Genomic DNA, 14,729 nt, shown 5'->3' on the forward strand with positions numbered 1-14,729 from the left:
AAAGGCCTGCGCAATGCGCAGGCCTTTGTGTACTTCGAATGCTGGTGGGTCGTGCGTGACTCGAACACGCGACCAACGGATTAAAAGTCCGCTGCTCTACCGACTGAGCTAACGACCCGAAAAAACAGAACCGCGATTATAGTGACACAGTTCTCGAACTGTCAAGAGAGCGCCGCGCGTGCGGTGTTCACATCATGCGTTCCAGCCGCCACATCTGGTAGCGGAACGCCAGCACCGCACCCGCCAGGATGCCGGCCAGCGCGATAAAGGAGCCGATCGCCAGCGTCGACACGCCGGACAGCCCCTGCCCCACCGTGCAGCCCAGCGCGGTCACGCCGCCCGCGCCCATCAGGATGCCGCCGACCATGTGGTTGGCCACGTCCTCGGCATTGCCGAAACCTTCCCAGCGGAACGTGCGCGTCGCCAGCGCATAGACCGCCGCGCCGGCGATCACGCCGAACACGCTGACGATGCCGACGGTCAGCACCTTGCTCTTGTCGCTGAACATCATCAGCCAGTCGAGCGTATAGGCGTACGGCGCGACGAAACTCAGGCTTTCCATGCGGCCGCTGTTGGTCGAGACGAACAGCTCTTCGAGCGTATTCGGATCCTCGGCGACGTAGCCCAGGTGGCCCGACACGTACCACATCGCCACGATGATCAGACCGACGCCGATGCCGCCGAGCAGGTTGTCGAACGAGCGGAAGCCGCGGCCCGCCAGCGCCCACACCACCAGCGCGCCCCCCAGCAGCAGCCCGAGGCCAAGCTGCAGCGCGCCGCGCGCCATGCCCGTGCCCTGCGCCAGCACCGACGGCAGGTCCTGCGTGGTCGGCAGCGTGACCGTCACCGCGTCGACGGTATTGACGCGCACCACGCCGAACAGGCCACGCAGCGTCATGTAGGCCGACAGCCCCAGGAACACGAACACCACCAGCGACTTCAGGTTGCCCGCGCCGATGCGCACCAGCGTCTTGCTGCCGCATCCCGACGCCAGCACCATGCCGAAGCCGAACATCAGCCCGCCCGCCAGCGCCGACAGCCAGCCCAGCTTGCTGGCGGTATAGATGGTCTTGGTCGGATCGACGGCGCCGGCCCACGCCAGCACGCCGGTGCCGATCATGGCCACGCCGATCGCCAGGCCCCACATGCGCGCGCGGCTCCAGTCGCCCATGTTGACCACGTCGGACACGGCGCCCATCGTGCAGAAGTGCGTGCGCTGCAGCACCGCGCCGAACAGGAAGGTCAGGACGAACGTGCTCAGCAGCACGGTGCGCGAGAGCGCGGCAAGGTCGATATCAGGCATGTCGTTGGGAGGGGACGGCTTCTGGCGGCGGTCGGTTCGGAATATTCAGGCGGCGCCCTGGTAGCGGGTCGGGTCGGGCACGCCGGCGGCCTCGAAGCCGGCGCGGCGGATGCGGCAGGAGTCGCACACGCCGCAGGCGCGGCCGTCGTCGTCGGCCTGGTAGCACGACACCGTCAGGCTGTAGTCAACGCCCAGGGCCATGCCGGCACGGATGATCTCGGCCTTGGTCATGTCGATGATGGGCGCATGCACGCTGAAGCGGTCGCCCTCGACGCCCGCCTTGGTGGCGAGGTTGGCCAGCGTTTCATAGGCGGCGACGTACTCCGGGCGGCAATCGGGGTAGCCCGAGTAGTCCACGGCATTGGCGCCGAAGAACAGGTCGCGCCCGCCCACGGCCTCGGCCCAGCCGAGCGCCAGCGACAGCATGATGGTGTTGCGCGCCGGCACATAGGTGACGGGAATGCCGCCGGTGGCGCCGTCGGTCGGCACTTCCAGCGCGTCATCGGTCAGCGCCGAGCCGCCGAAGCGGCGCAGGTCGAGGTCGACGATCTCGTGGCGGGTGGCGCCCAGCGCCGCGGCCACGCGCCTGGCAGCCTCCAGCTCGGAGGAATGGCGCTGGCCATAGCGCATCGACAGCGCATAGGTCTCGAAACCCTGGGCGCGGGCCATGGCAAGTACGGTGGCGGAGTCGAGTCCGCCGGAAAGCAGGACGATGGCGCGTTTGGTCATGGTGCGGGGGGCGCACCGGGGGCGGCGCGCAAGAACGTTCAGGCGAATCACATATTCTAGCGCGACAAACGAAAAAGGCCCGCCAAAGCGAACCTTGGCGGGCCTTGCAGCAGCGGGCGGCGCGCCGCCGCCAACGCTTACTTCAGCGTCTTGAGGCGGTTGCTCGCCGCCTGCGCGCCTTCGGTGCCAGGATACTTGGCCACCACCTGCTCCAGCGTCTTGCGCGCGGCCGCCTTCTGGCCGGACTCGAGCTGGTTGTTGGCAATGGCGATCATCGCGTCCGGCACCTTGGGGTGCGTCGGGTTGGCGTTGACCATGGTCTGCAGCACCGAGGTGGACCCCTTGTAGTCGCGCTGCGCATACAGCGAGTTGCCGAGCCAGTATTGCGCCAGCGGCACGTACGGGCTCTGCGGGTACTTCTTGACGAACGACGAGAACGAAGTCCCGGCACTCTTGAAGTCGCCCGCCTGGAACTGCTTGAGCGCGGCGTCGTATTCGGGCTTCTCGCCCGGCTGCGACAGGCCTTCGCGGCCATCGACCGTGACCTGCTGCGGCTCGAATTTCTTCAGGCGCGCATCGAGGTCGGCGTAGTAGTCCTTCTGCTGCTTCTGCAGCGTGTCCACCGTGTTCTGCAGCACTTCGTTCTGGCCGCGCAGCCGCGCCACTTCCTGGCGCATGCCCTCGAGCTGGTTCTGCATGTCGAGTATGGTGCGGCTGTTCTGCTCGATGCGCTGGGTGGCGGTCGCCTGGAAACCATTGAACTGGTCGCGCAGGCCGATGACCGCCTTGCGGGCCTCGTCATCGTCGAACACACCGGCATGCACCTGCGCGAGCGGGAGCATGCCGCCGCCGGCGACGGCGGCAAGCCACAACAGGGTGGAAACGCGTGCTTTCATGGAGGGTCAGTCCGCAGATCAGTAGTTGATGTCCGCGCGGCGGTTTTCCGCCCACGAGGCTTCATCGTGGCCGGCGGCCTTCGGCTTTTCCTTGCCCAGGCTCACGGCTTCCATCTGGCCGTCGGCCACGCCCATCGTGGCCAGCGAACGGCGCACGGCTTCGGCGCGCTTCTGGCCCAGCGCCAGGTTGTACTCGCTGGTGCCACGCTCGTCGGTGTTGCCCTGGATCAGGATCTTGCGGCCCTTGTTGGTGCCGAGGTACTTGGCGTGCTCGGTCAGCATGCCCTGGTAGTCGGACTTGACGGAGTAGCTGTCGAAGTCAAAGTACACGCTGCGCTTGGCCAGCGGGCTGTTCGGGTCGTTCAGCGGATCGGCGGCGGTCACCGGGGTCACGGCGCGCGGGTCCGCACCGGTGCCGGCCTTGCCGGCGCCGGCGTTGGCAGTGTCGTCCAGCTTGACGCCGGAGCTGCAGGCACCCAGGGCCAGCAGAGCGGCGACGGCAAGGGTTTTGCTCATCAGTTGGGGCATGTTGAATGACTCCTGTTATTGCATGAAAGGACCCCAGGACGGCTCGCGAACATCGCCGGACTGGAGGGACAGAACCTGCCGGGTACGCCCGTCAGTGGACACCGCCGCCAGCACCGCGCGGCCGCCCACGCGGGTGGCATAGAGAATGTACTTGCCGTTGGCGGCGAAGCTCGGAGCCTCGTCGTTGGCCGTATCCGTCAGCGACGTCACGTCGCCGTTGCTCAGGTCCTGCAGTTGCAGCTTGAAGCCGCCCGCGCGCGAGATGTACGCCAGGTACTTGCCGTCCGGCGAGATCCGCGGGCTCACGTTGTAGCTGCCCTTGAAGGTGACACGCTGCGCCGCGCCGGCTTCTTCGCCGCCGGCGGGCATGCGGTACACCTGCGGCGCACCGCCGCGGTCGCTGGTGAAGTAGATGCTGCGGCCATCGGGCGAGTACTGCGGCTCGGTGTCGATGGCGCTGCTGCGCGACAGGCGGCGGATGCCCGAACCGTCGGCGTTCACCTGGTAGATCTGGGTATTGCCGTCGCGCGACAGCGCCAGTGCCAGGCGCTGGCCGTCAGGCGACCACGACGGCGCGCTGTTGTTGCCCTTCTGGTTCGACACCAGCGTGCGCTTGCCGCTGGCGAGGTCATGCACGTACACCACCGGCTTCTTGGCTTCGAACGAAACATAGGCCACGCGGCGGCCGTCCGGCGACCACGACGGCGAGATGATCGGCTCGTTGCTGCTCAGCGCAACCTGCGAATTCTGGCCGTCCGAATCCGAGATCAGCAGCTGGTAGCGGCCGCCCACCTTCGACACGTACGACAGGCGCGTTGCAAACACGCCGCGCTCGCCCAGCAGCTTTTCATAGATGTAGTCGGCAATCTTGTGCGCGGTCACGCGCAGCTGGCTCTGGTTGACCGTAAAGGCCAGCCCGCCCAGGCTCTGGCCCTTGACCGTGTCGTACAGGCGGAAACGCACCTCGTACTGGCCACCGGCGGCCGGCGTCACGCTGCCGGCGACAAAGGCGTCGGCACCGCGCGACTTCCAGCTGCCCAGGTCGACATTGGCGGATTCCGCCACCGTGGCGCCGCCCGGGTCGACATTGCGCAGGCGGCCGCTGCGCGCCAGGTCGGCGCGAATGATCGCGGTCAGGTTCTGCGGGGCCTGGGCCTCGCCCTGGAAGTTGGCGGTAGCGACCGGGATCTGGCTGGAGCCGACCCCGGAGATTTCAACGTTGAGCTGCGCGTGCGCGGCGCCGGCGGCCACGGTCAGTGCCGCAGCCAGCCACGCCATCAGCGCGCGGCGTCCCGCCCTGTGGGCGGCTCGTTGGTTTGCATGGTGCCGCCTCGCGGACAGCCAGTTGGGGGCCCAAAGCTTTCGCATGCTGCTCCTCAGTCGATTTCAAGATTCGTCGGGCACGGCAGGAAATCCAGGCAGACGGCAACACGGGCAGGACCGCGCATGGCGCATCCCCGTTGTGCGTGCGGTCTGCACACTGCCGGCTGCGTCAGGCAACCTGCCATCGTAGCGATGGGACTGAAAGCCGGCGATGAAGGTTGCATTATGTTGCAATTCATGGCGCCCAGGTCACTCAGTCCTTTGGCCGGAAGGTAATGGTAAAGCTGGCCGGCGCCTTGCCATCTTCGTCGCGCGGCAGTGGGTCGGAACGCTCGACCGCGCGCAGCACGGCGTTGTCCCACGACGAATCGCCGCTGGACTTGGACAGGCGCGCCGACATCAGCGAGCCATCCGGCGCCAGTCGCACCGATACCACCGCACTCGGGTTGCCCGGCACGTCTTCCGTGAAGACGATGTTCGGCTTCACGCGGCGGCGCACGCGGTCGGCATAGCCCGGCGACGCCTTGCCGCCACCACCGGCACCCGCCCCGGTCGTGCTGCCCACGCCGCCGCCGCCGGCGCCGCCGCCGGCCATCGCCTGCAGGCGCGCCAGCTCGCTCTTGCGCTGTGCATTGGCAGCCGCCTCCGACTGCGCCTTGGCCTTGGCATCGGCCTGTGCCTTGGCCTTTGCCTCTGCCTGGGCCTTCGCCTTGGCGTCGGCCTGCGCGGCCTTGGCCTTCGCATCGGCGGCTTCCTTGCGCTCGCGCTCAGCCTGTTCCTTGCGTTCCTGTTCCTGCTGCGCGACCTTCTTCTTCGCGTCGTCCTTGCGCTGCGCTTCCTTGCGCTCGGCTTCCTTGCGCACCGCGTCCTTGCGGGCTTCTTCCTTGCGAGCTTCTTCCTTCCGTGCCTCTTCCTTGCGCGCCGCCTCCTTGCGCTCGGCTTCCTTGCGGGCCGTTTCCTTGCGCTCCGCTTCCTCGCGCGCGGCGGTCTCGGCCTGGCGCTTCTTCTTCTCGAGCGCGATGTCGGCGTCTTCCTCGACCTTGCTCTTCACCTGCGGGGCCGGCGGTGCGGGCACCGGCCGCGGCTGCACCACCGGCTCGGGCTCGGGCTCGGGCGGCGGCGGCGCGGTGGCGGCGGGAACCTCTTCCCACAGCTCGGCCTCGGCGCCGACCGGCGTGCTGCTCTGCCAGTGCACGCCGTAATACAGCACGATGCCCAGCAGCAGGTGCATGGCAAGCGCGAGCACGAAGGAACGCATGGTTCCCCGCTCTCTCACCGGCTGGTAGGGATAGGCGGCGACGGTATTCATCGGGCGCAACGGCAATCGCGGTGGCTGTCAGTCGGGCGCATCAATGCGGCTTCAGTACGGGTTCAACGCGTCAGGAAGTCTTGGACTTGACCATCAGGCCCACGCGCTTGATGCCGTCGGCCTTCAGGACTGACATGACATCGAGCACGGCTTCATACTTCACCGAACGGTCGGCGGCGATCACCACCGGCTGGTCCGGGTTCTCGTTCTGGCGCTGGTGCACGAAATCGAGCAGGCCCTGCTTGTCGAGCTTGCGCTCGAAGGCATTGCCGGCATTGTCCTTGCCACGCGCGGTCAGATCGCCGTTCTCGTGCACGGTGACCACGATCGGCGGCGCCTTCTGCTGGGGCGTGGCGTTGGCCACGGTGGGCAGGTCCACGGTGGCGGGGCTCACGATCGGCGCTGCCACCATGAAGATGACCAGCAGCACGAGCATGACGTCGATATAGGGCACGACGTTGATGTCGGCGCTTGCCCGGCGGCGCGAACCGCCGCGGCGCTGAATGGCTGCCATTGCAGGACTCCTGGAAACGACGGGGGCCGGGCCGGTTGCCCGTGCCGCCCGTGCTGGATTCGGTTAGCGCGTCTGCCGTTGCAGGATGTTCAGGAACTCTTCCATGAAGCTTTCGAAACGGATCGCGAGGCGGTCGATTTCGGTGGCATAGCGGTTATAGGCGATCACCGCCGGGATCGCCGCGAACAGGCCGATCGCCGTGGCTACCAGTGCTTCGGCGATGCCGGGCGCCACTGACGCCAGAGTCGCCTGCTGCACATTCGACAAGCCGCGGAACGCGTTCATGATCCCCCAGACCGTGCCGAACAGGCCGATATACGGGCTGACCGAGCCCACCGACGCCAGGAACGGCAGGTGCGACTCCATCACGTCCATCTCGCGCTGGTACGCCGCTCGCATGGCGCGGCGGGCCGCGTCGAGCAGCGCGCCCGAATCGTTGCCGCGCTCGCGCGCCTTCAGGAACTCGCCCATGCCGGATTCAAAGATCCGCTCGAGCGCGCCGGTGTTGTGGCGGTTGTTGACGGCACTGTTATAGAGCGCCTGCAGGTCGCCGCCGGCCCAGAAGTCGCGCTCGAACCCCTCGGTCTGGGTGCGCGCCGAGCGCAGCGCCAGGTGCTTGCGGAAGATATAGGTCCACGAAAACAGCGACATGACGAGCAACAGCGCCATGACGGCCTGTGCCAGCAGGCTGGCGTGGAGCACCAGCGATACGATCGACAGGTCTTGCGTGACGGTCACGGGATTCATCGGGCGGACTTGATGGTAGCTAGGACGGGGGCGGGAATCGGGGCGGGGCGAAAAGTGCTTCGATCGACGCATCCAACGCGGATGACGCCGGTCGCCAGCATCAGCTCGCCACGCCAGGCTTCCTGCGTGAACTGGACCGAAGCCGGGCCGACCCGGTCGATGCGCGTACGGATCTCGAGCTGGTCATCGAGGCGGGCGGGCGCATTGTAGTCCACCGCCGTACTACGGACGATAAAGACCACGCCGGCCTCGTCGGCCAGCGCCTGCTGCTCGATACCGAGCGAACGCAGCCACTCGGTGCGGGCCCGTTCGAAGAACTTGAGGTAGTTGGCGTAGAACACTACGCCGCCCGCGTCGGTGTCTTCCCAGTACACCCGCAGGGTCCAGACAAAATTTGTCATGGCCGCGATTGTAACGGAGAGAGATCGCGGTTTCGTGTAAACCCGCAGTACGAGTTTGCAACAGCAAGTTGCTGGCCAGCCCTTGACCAGCCTTGGCTGGCGGGTTGACGGCTTGCGGCGGGCGCACTCTACGCGCTACACTGCGCCCAACCATTCCATCTTGCGCGACTGGCGAAGTCAGTGGGCACTACCACGAGGAAGCGCAAGTTCTCTGGCGTGTTGTTTCTAACGCCTGCCGCTCGCCTGGGCAGCGAATGGGAAGCAGGGTGCGCCCTGCGCCGACGGTTAAAGTGCCGCCAGCGCCGGTCGCCGCTAGCCTTCCCCGCGCGCCCTAACCCGATGCTCCCGATGCTTGAATCGGATTCCCCTTTTTTCAGACGAGTTTCGCCATGTTCGAACGCAGCCGTTTCACGATCGACCAGATCGACCCTGAAGTCTTTGCCGCTATCCAGAAGGAAAACCAGCGCCAGGAAGACCACATCGAGCTGATCGCCTCCGAAAACTACACCTCGCCGGCCGTGATGGCCGCGCAGGGTTCGCAGCTGACCAACAAGTACGCCGAGGGCTATCCCGGCAAGCGCTACTACGGTGGCTGCGAGTTTGTCGACATGGTCGAGCAGCTCGCCATCGACCGCGTCAAGCAACTCTTTGGCGCCGAAGCCGCCAACGTGCAGCCCAACTCGGGTTCGCAGGCCAACCAGGGCGTGTACTTCGCCATGCTCAAGCCGGGCGACACCATCATGGGCATGAGCCTGGCCGAAGGCGGCCACCTGACCCACGGCATGGCGCTGAACATGAGCGGCAAGTGGTTCAACGTGGTCAGCTACGGCCTGAACGCCCAGGAAGACATCGACTACGACGCGCTGGAAAAGCTGGCGCAAGAGAAGAAGCCCAAGCTGATCATCGCCGGTGCCTCGGCCTTCGCGCTGCGCATCGACTTCGAGCGCATCGGCAAGGTCGCCAAGTCGATCGGTGCCTACTTCATGGTCGACATGGCCCACTACGCCGGCCTGATCGCCGCGGGCGTCTACCCGAACCCGGTGCCGCACGCCGACTTCGTCACCACGACCACGCACAAGAGCCTGCGCGGCCCGCGCGGCGGCGTGATCCTGATGAAGGCCGAGCATGAGAAGGCCATCAACTCGGCAATCTTCCCCGGCATCCAGGGTGGCCCGCTGATGCACGTGATCGCCGGCAAGGCCGTCGCGTTCAAGGAAGCGCTGACGCCCGAGTTCAAGGAATACCAGCAGCAAGTGGTGAAGAACGCCGCCGTGCTGGCCGAGACCCTGATCGCGCGCGGCCTGCGCATCGTTTCGGGCCGCACCGAAAGCCACGTGATGCTGGTCGACCTGCGCGCCAAGAACATCACCGGCAAGGACGCCGAGCGCATCCTGGGCGAGGCGCACATCACCGTCAACAAGAACGCCATCCCGAACGATCCGGAAAAGCCGTTCGTCACCTCGGGCGTGCGCCTGGGCTCGCCGGCCATGACCACGCGCGGCTTCAAGGAAGAAGAAGCCCGCATCGTCGGCAACCTGATCGCCGACGTGCTGGAGAACCCGCACGACGCCGCCAACATCGCCAGCGTGCGCGAGCAGGTGGCTGCCCTGACCAAGCGTTTCCCGGTCTACGGCTGATGCATCGAGGCCGCTCGCGCCCTTGCGCGTGAGCGGCCGGCAGCCCCGCAAGCCACGCCCTTCACGGGGCTCCGGCTTGCGGGCCTCGCCAACCCGCCCCGCCACCGCAGAAGACCCAACGGAAATGGCGACGGGGTGTTAACTGAAGGTGGTCCGGCATGAAATGCCCCTTTTGCGGTCATTCCAATACCCAGGTTCTCGACACGCGCATGTCCGAAGACGGCGATGCCGTGCGCCGGCGCCGCCGCTGCGAGTCCTGCGACCGCCGCTTCACCACCTATGAGCGGATCGAGTTGTTCTTCCCCGCCATCGTCAAGAAAAACGGTTCGCGCGTCGACTACACGCGCGCCAAGCTGAAGGATTCGATGCGCCTGGCGCTGCGCAAGCGTCCGGTTTCGGCCGAGGCCATCGATGAAGCCATCACCCGCATCGAGGAAAGACTGCTGTCGCTGGGCGAAAAGGAAATCGCCAGCAGCCAGGTCGGCGAGCTGGTGATGATCGAGTTGCGCAAGCTCGACAAGATCGCGTATATCCGGTTTGCGTCGGTGTACCGGAGTTTCGAGGATGTTTCCGAATTCTCCGATGTACTCGCCGAAGTGACCGCGGGCAACAGCAAGCGCTGAGCGCCCTTCCCTTCCCCGACTTTCCACTCGTCTCTCAACGCTCCCAGCAGTCCTGCCGGTACGCGGCGGGAGTAGCCCCGACCGCGTTCAGCCGAGTGCCGGCCTGGTCCAGCAGGTAGGTGCCGCACGCGTCCGCCGCATCGACCGGGACCGCCTGCAGTACATAGCCGTTCGCTGCCAGCGAATTGGCCACCAGCGAGATGTTGTACCGGACCCGGTTGCTGTCGCGCGGCGAGGTGCGGAACGCCGCCGGCAAGGCAAACGCCGCTCCGGCGGTGTCCTGGTCATAGCGCCCATTGACCGAACGAAAGCGCTCCAGCTGCTGCGCCGCCTCGGTCATCATGCCGCGCGCATCGGTGCGATAGCCGCGCCTGACGTATTCGGTGTAGTTGGGGATGGCGATCGCGGCGATGATGCCGAGGATCGATACCGCGACCATCAGCTCGATCAGCGTCATGCCGCCCGTGCCTGGCATGCAGCGGCGGCCAGTTAACCTGTTCATTGTGCGATCTGCCTCCACGACAGCCGGTTGCGGGCGATATTGCCCTTCTCCACCACGCTGATGACATCGCCCGTGGTGGCGCTGGCAACCTTGAGGTGGTCGCTGCTGCCGCCGCCCCCGGTAAAGATGGTCGAGCCGAAGTTGCCCTGCTGGGCGATGCCCGATACCACCAGCACTTTGTCGTTGACCTTTATGTTGTCGTCTCCATCGACCTTGCCGTCGCCATTGACGTCGAGCACCGCATACGGCAGCGCGGCGCCGGTCAGCGCGGCAAAGTCGAGCAGGTTGGAACTGATGCCGCCGACGCACTCGTCGGTCGATGGCGTCAGCGTGGTGATCACCAGCCGTTCCGCGTCGGTCTTCGGCTTGACCACCACGCGTTCGCCCTGCGTCAGCAGGTCGATGTACCAGCCGCGCCGGGTGGTGTAGTCGACCGCATTGCTACTGAGCGTCAGAACGGGACGCGACACCCCATCCACGATCGTCGAACCAGGCGTCAGCGCCTGCGCGCGCAGGTCGCTGCGCGTTGCCGCTGCGGCATTGTTGTCCCACACGCCGTAGACCGAGTTATAGCCCGTGGCCGCGGTGTCAGCGGCGTCGTAGAAGCGGCCGGTGCCAAAGGTCAGCAGGAAGCCTTTCTTCGGATCCTTGGGATTGACCAGCGCAGTCGGCGCGGCGGTGATCGGCTGAACCACGCCCGCGGCGCTTTGCGCGGTGAACAGCGGCGCGCCCTGCGTGGTGCCCATGCGGGCGCTCCAGGCCGCCGGGTTGTCGCCGGCGAGATCGAACTTCCACATCCGGCCTTTCAGGTCGCCGGCATAGACTGCCTGGATGGTCAGGTTGTCGTCGTAGACCACCTCGGGGCTGCCCAGCCCGTTGTTGTTGCCGCTCGCAGCGGTTTCCTTCGCATCGGCATAGATCTTCTGGATGCCATTGCTGGCAAACGGGTTGGCCAGATCGACGATATACAGCACCGCCTTGCCGGTGTTGCTCTCGTAGCCGTTGCCGAAGATCGCCACCCATTTGCCATTGTTGACGCGGCCGATCGCCGGCGTGCCGAGGGTGTAGCCCAGGTCATTGTCGCTATCGGCGGCAATTTCCCACATGACCTTCTTCTCGTCGAAGGCGGACGGGTCGGTCACGTCGAGCGCGAACATACCCTTGCCGCCGGCGCCCATGCCGCCGACCAGCACCGTGCGCCAGCTGGCGGTGCTGTCCGTGCCGCGCCGGATGAATACGTCGCCGGCGCTCGGCGTGGCATCGACCAGGAAGCGGTGGACGTAGTCGGGAGAGGCCAGCGCCTTGACCGAATTGGTGCCGACGATCGCCTGGTTGGGCAGGTAGGCAAACTTTTCCACCCCGGTCAGCGCATCGAAGCCGTGCAGCATGCCGTCGTTGGCGCCCACATAAATCATCGCGCGGCGATTGGTGCGGTTGTTGGCGAGGAAGCTGAAATAGCTGTTGCCGCCGTCTCCGTTCAGGTAGTCATAGCCGGCATCCGCGGCCTTCACGTAGATCGGCGAGGAGTTGACGATGTCGCCTAGCACGTTGGACACCGAACCGCCGGAGCCGTTGTCGGTCACCCGGTCGCGGTACTTGCCGCCGTTGCGCTTTTCCAGCGTGGTGTCGCCGCGCAGGTAGGCGACGATGGCCCTGTCGCCCCCCAGTGCGGTCTTCTGCGCGGTGGTCAGCGAGGCGTCGCTGTCGCTGGTCCACTGGAACGGCTTGCCGGCCGGCGCGGTACCGGGCGACCACGTATAGATCTTGCGCGACGCCGCGGCAGGCATCTGCTGGTAGGCATTCCAGTTGAGGTTCGTGAAGGCTCGGTCCGTGGCGTTATAGCTTTGCGACAGCAGTTCGCCGGTCCATGCGCCCGAGCGGAAGCGCGTCAGGAACAGCGCGGTGTCTGTGTTCAGCGTGGTCGAATTGGTCGCCGCCGACGAGGACGAGCCGCTGCGCGAGGCGATCTGCGTCAGCGCGTTGTTCAGCGCCGCGGCAAGCCCGGTAGCGTCTCCCGCGCTGTAGTTGTCGGCGCGCGTGTTCACCGCGGCATGCCAGAGATCGTCGATCTTGTTCTGGTCGCTGCTGGACGGCTTGGGCCAGCTGATGGTGCCCGCCTTCAGCTTGGCCAGGATGGCGTCGAGCACATCGCTGCGCGTGGCATTGGCGTTGGCCGGCTTGTTGGCCGGGTCGGACTCCAGCGAGCCTTTCACGCCCAGCCCCAGCGTGAAGGTGACCAGGTGCTGCCAGAAGGCTTCGTCGCGCGCGTTGGTCGGCACGCGGTTCTCGGCGGTGCGCAGGTCGTTGACCCAGTACTTCATCGCCACGTCGGCGAGGGTATTCGAATAGCCGTCCTTGTACGGCGCCACTGGCTGGTACTGGTAGGCCGTGCCTGACACCGGCGTGATCTTTGAACCCTTGCTGCTGTCGACATCGCCGACCGAGGTGCTGTCGCCGTAATAGCCGTCGGTGGACAGGATGTGGTAGCTGGCACGGCAGGCGCTCTCCCTGGTGCCGCCCGGCTCGACCCACGGCTGGGCGTTGTTCTGGAAATACTTGCCCACGGTGTCCATGCCGCCCAGCAGCGGCGTGCCGTTGGCGCCGAGGTCCAGGCTGTAGAAGTCCTGGTAGAACTGCGTCTTGTTGGTGGTGTTGAACGGCGCCACCGCGCGTCGGATGCCGGTAAAGCTGGACGAGCCGGAGCGGGTATTGTCATTGATGGTGGTGAAGCCCACCCGGATGGCTTCGTTCTGGCCCGCGAAAGCCTGGCCTACCGCCGCGCGCATGGCCAGGATGCGCGAGCGGTAGTACTGGAACCAGTTGGCGAAGTTCTGGATTTCTTCGTCGTAGGTGCAGCTGGCCGATGATGCGCAGTCCATGCGCTTGCCGTTGTGCGGAAACGTCGACCCCGAACGGATCTCGTAGCGCTTGAAGCATTTCAGGCTCGACGTGCTGGCGTTGCAGCCGCTGAGCGTGCTGTCGTACCGGTAGTAGAGGGCAGGATAGAACGTGACCTTCTTTTCGCTGAAGCCCTTGCCATCGTCGTCCAGCCAGTACGTCTTGACGGTGTTGTCGGCGGTCAGGTCGATCGAGCCGTTGTCCGGCAGCATCGGGTTGTAGTAGGCCTTCTTTGGCGACGCCTTGGCCAGGTTGCCGGACGGATCGAACCATGCGCCGTAGGTGACGTCCGGGTTGTAGTACGACACATTCAGCGCCGCGGTCCGGTAGCGTGCCGCCGCCAGCGAGGTACTGCTGAAATTGACGACCGACGCATTGGCGTCCTTGTAGTAGGTGCCGCCGGCCGAATAGACCTGACCGCCGCCGGGCAACGGGAAGGTATAGATCAGCCAGTTGCCGCGGTCGGGCGTCAGGTCCCAGCTGGATTCCGTGCCGTTCGGCGACAGGCTTTCCGGCGTGATCTCGAACATCATCGAGCCGGAATCGTCCAGCGTGAACATCACGTTGGGCGCCACCGAGGTGCTGAAGATCAGCGGCTGCTGCGACACCGCCGCGCCGCCCGCGACCGGCAACAGCGCGATCGCGACAGCCATCGTCGCTGCGACGCCCTGGCGGAACCTCCTGTTGAAGCCTGTCATTGCCGTACCTCCGACTGGAGCGTGACCTGCGTGCCGGGATTGATGCCGGTGCCCAGCGCCGTCACCCGGTAATGGATATTGATCGGCATGCCGGTCTGCGGATTCCTGACCTTGGACGGCTTGCGGATCTCTTCGATAAAGCAGCGCGGCGCCGCCGCGGCTTCGCGCAGCGTGACGCCGTCGCTGGCGGGAATCACGATCACGTTGGTGTTGGGCTCGGCGTTCACGCTGGTATCCCAGTTGGCCGGCACCTCCCAGAACTGGCGGCCGCTGGCATCGAGATAGCCCAGCTTGAGCTGGCCGCTGCTGTCCACCGGCGGCCTGGCTGCGCTGACGATGGCACTCATGTCCTTGCGGTACATGCGGTTGAACAGCGCGGCCGGCTGTCCCGTGACCACCACCCCTTCGCAAAAGCGCAGCCCCAGCTCCGCCGCCTGGAACGCGACCTGATGGTCACGGTTGTTGCCCGCCAGGCGTTCGTCGAACAGGCTGCCGCGCATGCTCCATATGGTCAGCAGCGACACCACCGCGATGATCACCAGTGCCACCACCAGCACCACGCCGCGCGCGCGGCGCCTGCGCAGCGCCGGTCTGCACTCTTGTCTGTCCATGCGATGGCTC

Annotated in this window: 14 protein-coding genes, 1 tRNA gene and 1 riboswitch; of the genes, 2 read left to right on the top strand and 13 right to left on the bottom strand. The window is 66.0% G+C overall.

The window, feature by feature from the left end:
* Positions 1 to 42 precede the first annotated feature (42 nt).
* From CTP10_RS12410 to ybgC, 10 genes are all read right to left on the bottom strand, one after another.
* Positions 43 to 118, bottom strand: a tRNA-Lys gene (locus tag CTP10_RS12410).
* Positions 119 to 187: 69 nt separating this feature from the next.
* Positions 188 to 1,303 carry a YeeE/YedE family protein gene (locus CTP10_RS12415; protein WP_116320791.1) on the bottom strand — a complete coding sequence of 372 codons (1,116 nt, stop codon included), beginning with the start codon at positions 1,301 to 1,303 and terminating at the stop codon, positions 188 to 190.
* Positions 1,304 to 1,348: 45 nt separating this feature from the next.
* A complete protein-coding gene (gene queC, locus CTP10_RS12420) occupies positions 1,349 to 2,032 on the bottom strand; it encodes a 7-cyano-7-deazaguanine synthase QueC (RefSeq protein WP_116320790.1) in 684 nt (227 codons plus the stop codon).
* 137 nt (positions 2,033 to 2,169) lie between these two features.
* Positions 2,170 to 2,928 (bottom strand): tol-pal system protein YbgF, encoded by a 759-nt coding sequence (gene ybgF, locus CTP10_RS12425; RefSeq protein WP_116320789.1) that lies wholly within the window; start codon positions 2,926 to 2,928, stop codon positions 2,170 to 2,172.
* Positions 2,929 to 2,946: 18 nt separating this feature from the next.
* Entirely contained in the window at positions 2,947 to 3,456 is a 510-nt protein-coding gene (pal, locus tag CTP10_RS12430) for a peptidoglycan-associated lipoprotein Pal (RefSeq protein ID WP_116320788.1), read from the bottom strand.
* Positions 3,457 to 3,471: 15 nt separating this feature from the next.
* On the bottom strand, positions 3,472 to 4,824 hold the full coding sequence (gene tolB / locus CTP10_RS12435) for a Tol-Pal system beta propeller repeat protein TolB (RefSeq protein ID WP_116320787.1): 1,353 nt from the start codon (positions 4,822 to 4,824) through the stop codon (positions 3,472 to 3,474).
* Between the two features lie 208 nt (positions 4,825 to 5,032).
* Entirely contained in the window at positions 5,033 to 6,088 is a 1,056-nt protein-coding gene (gene tolA / locus CTP10_RS12440; protein ID WP_116320786.1) for a cell envelope integrity protein TolA, read from the bottom strand.
* Between the two features lie 70 nt (positions 6,089 to 6,158).
* A complete protein-coding gene (gene tolR, locus CTP10_RS12445; RefSeq protein ID WP_029045462.1) occupies positions 6,159 to 6,602 on the bottom strand; it encodes a protein TolR in 444 nt (147 codons plus the stop codon).
* Positions 6,603 to 6,665: 63 nt separating this feature from the next.
* A complete protein-coding gene (gene tolQ, locus CTP10_RS12450) occupies positions 6,666 to 7,349 on the bottom strand; it encodes a protein TolQ (protein WP_199414622.1) in 684 nt (227 codons plus the stop codon).
* The gene (gene ybgC, locus CTP10_RS12455; protein WP_116320785.1) at positions 7,346 to 7,750 is read right to left on the bottom strand and encodes a tol-pal system-associated acyl-CoA thioesterase; all 405 of its coding nucleotides are present in this window, start codon (positions 7,748 to 7,750) and stop codon (positions 7,346 to 7,348) included. Before ybgC ends, tolQ begins: the two co-directional genes overlap by 4 nt.
* A 154-nt stretch (positions 7,751 to 7,904) precedes the next feature.
* Positions 7,905 to 8,006, top strand: a riboswitch (ZMP/ZTP riboswitch).
* A 133-nt stretch (positions 8,007 to 8,139) separates the two neighbouring features.
* Between ybgC and glyA the strand changes: the two genes are divergently transcribed.
* Together glyA and nrdR are read left to right on the top strand one after the other, a co-directional pair.
* A complete protein-coding gene (glyA, locus tag CTP10_RS12460) occupies positions 8,140 to 9,387 on the top strand; it encodes a serine hydroxymethyltransferase (protein WP_116320784.1) in 1,248 nt (415 codons plus the stop codon).
* Between the two features lie 158 nt (positions 9,388 to 9,545).
* Positions 9,546 to 10,010, top strand: a complete 465-nt coding sequence (nrdR, locus tag CTP10_RS12465) for a transcriptional regulator NrdR (protein WP_116320783.1) — start codon at positions 9,546 to 9,548, stop codon at positions 10,008 to 10,010.
* Positions 10,011 to 10,044: 34 nt separating this feature from the next.
* Here nrdR and CTP10_RS12470 read toward each other — a convergent pair whose 3' ends face one another.
* From CTP10_RS12470 to CTP10_RS12480, 3 genes are read right to left on the bottom strand one after another with little or no spacing between them, the layout of a single operon-like run.
* Entirely contained in the window at positions 10,045 to 10,512 is a 468-nt protein-coding gene (locus CTP10_RS12470; protein WP_116320782.1) for a type IV pilin protein, read from the bottom strand.
* Positions 10,509 to 14,108 carry a pilus assembly protein gene (locus CTP10_RS12475; protein ID WP_116320781.1) on the bottom strand — a complete coding sequence of 1,200 codons (3,600 nt, stop codon included), beginning with the start codon at positions 14,106 to 14,108 and terminating at the stop codon, positions 10,509 to 10,511. Before CTP10_RS12475 ends, CTP10_RS12470 begins: the two co-directional genes overlap by 4 nt.
* Entirely contained in the window at positions 14,105 to 14,719 is a 615-nt protein-coding gene (locus tag CTP10_RS12480) for a pilus assembly PilX family protein (protein ID WP_158577675.1), read from the bottom strand. Before CTP10_RS12480 ends, CTP10_RS12475 begins: the two co-directional genes overlap by 4 nt.
* Positions 14,720 to 14,729 lie beyond the last annotated feature (10 nt).

The organism is Cupriavidus sp. P-10 (genome assembly GCF_003402535.2).
Lineage (GTDB): Bacteria > Pseudomonadota > Gammaproteobacteria > Burkholderiales > Burkholderiaceae > Cupriavidus.

What these genes read in the sequence shown, in the direction of transcription:
- CTP10_RS12480 (WP_158577675.1), bottom strand. Translation starts at nt 14,719, where the DNA reads ATGGACAGACAAGAGTGCAGACCGGCGCTGCGCAGGCGCCGCGCGCGC.
- tolQ (WP_199414622.1), bottom strand. Translation starts at nt 7,349, where the DNA reads ATGAATCCCGTGACCGTCACGCAAGACCTGTCGATCGTATCGCTGGTG.
- nrdR (WP_116320783.1), top strand. Translation starts at nt 9,546, where the DNA reads ATGAAATGCCCCTTTTGCGGTCATTCCAATACCCAGGTTCTCGACACG.
- CTP10_RS12470 (WP_116320782.1), bottom strand. Translation starts at nt 10,512, where the DNA reads ATGAACAGGTTAACTGGCCGCCGCTGCATGCCAGGCACGGGCGGCATG.
- tolB (WP_116320787.1), bottom strand. Translation starts at nt 4,824, where the DNA reads ATGCGAAAGCTTTGGGCCCCCAACTGGCTGTCCGCGAGGCGGCACCAT.
- pal (WP_116320788.1), bottom strand. Translation starts at nt 3,456, where the DNA reads ATGCCCCAACTGATGAGCAAAACCCTTGCCGTCGCCGCTCTGCTGGCC.
- ybgC (WP_116320785.1), bottom strand. Translation starts at nt 7,750, where the DNA reads ATGACAAATTTTGTCTGGACCCTGCGGGTGTACTGGGAAGACACCGAC.
- ybgF (WP_116320789.1), bottom strand. Translation starts at nt 2,928, where the DNA reads ATGAAAGCACGCGTTTCCACCCTGTTGTGGCTTGCCGCCGTCGCCGGC.
- CTP10_RS12415 (WP_116320791.1), bottom strand. Translation starts at nt 1,303, where the DNA reads ATGCCTGATATCGACCTTGCCGCGCTCTCGCGCACCGTGCTGCTGAGC.
- CTP10_RS12475 (WP_116320781.1), bottom strand. Translation starts at nt 14,108, where the DNA reads ATGACAGGCTTCAACAGGAGGTTCCGCCAGGGCGTCGCAGCGACGATG.
- tolA (WP_116320786.1), bottom strand. Translation starts at nt 6,088, where the DNA reads ATGAATACCGTCGCCGCCTATCCCTACCAGCCGGTGAGAGAGCGGGGA.
- queC (WP_116320790.1), bottom strand. Translation starts at nt 2,032, where the DNA reads ATGACCAAACGCGCCATCGTCCTGCTTTCCGGCGGACTCGACTCCGCC.
- glyA (WP_116320784.1), top strand. Translation starts at nt 8,140, where the DNA reads ATGTTCGAACGCAGCCGTTTCACGATCGACCAGATCGACCCTGAAGTC.
- tolR (WP_029045462.1), bottom strand. Translation starts at nt 6,602, where the DNA reads ATGGCAGCCATTCAGCGCCGCGGCGGTTCGCGCCGCCGGGCAAGCGCC.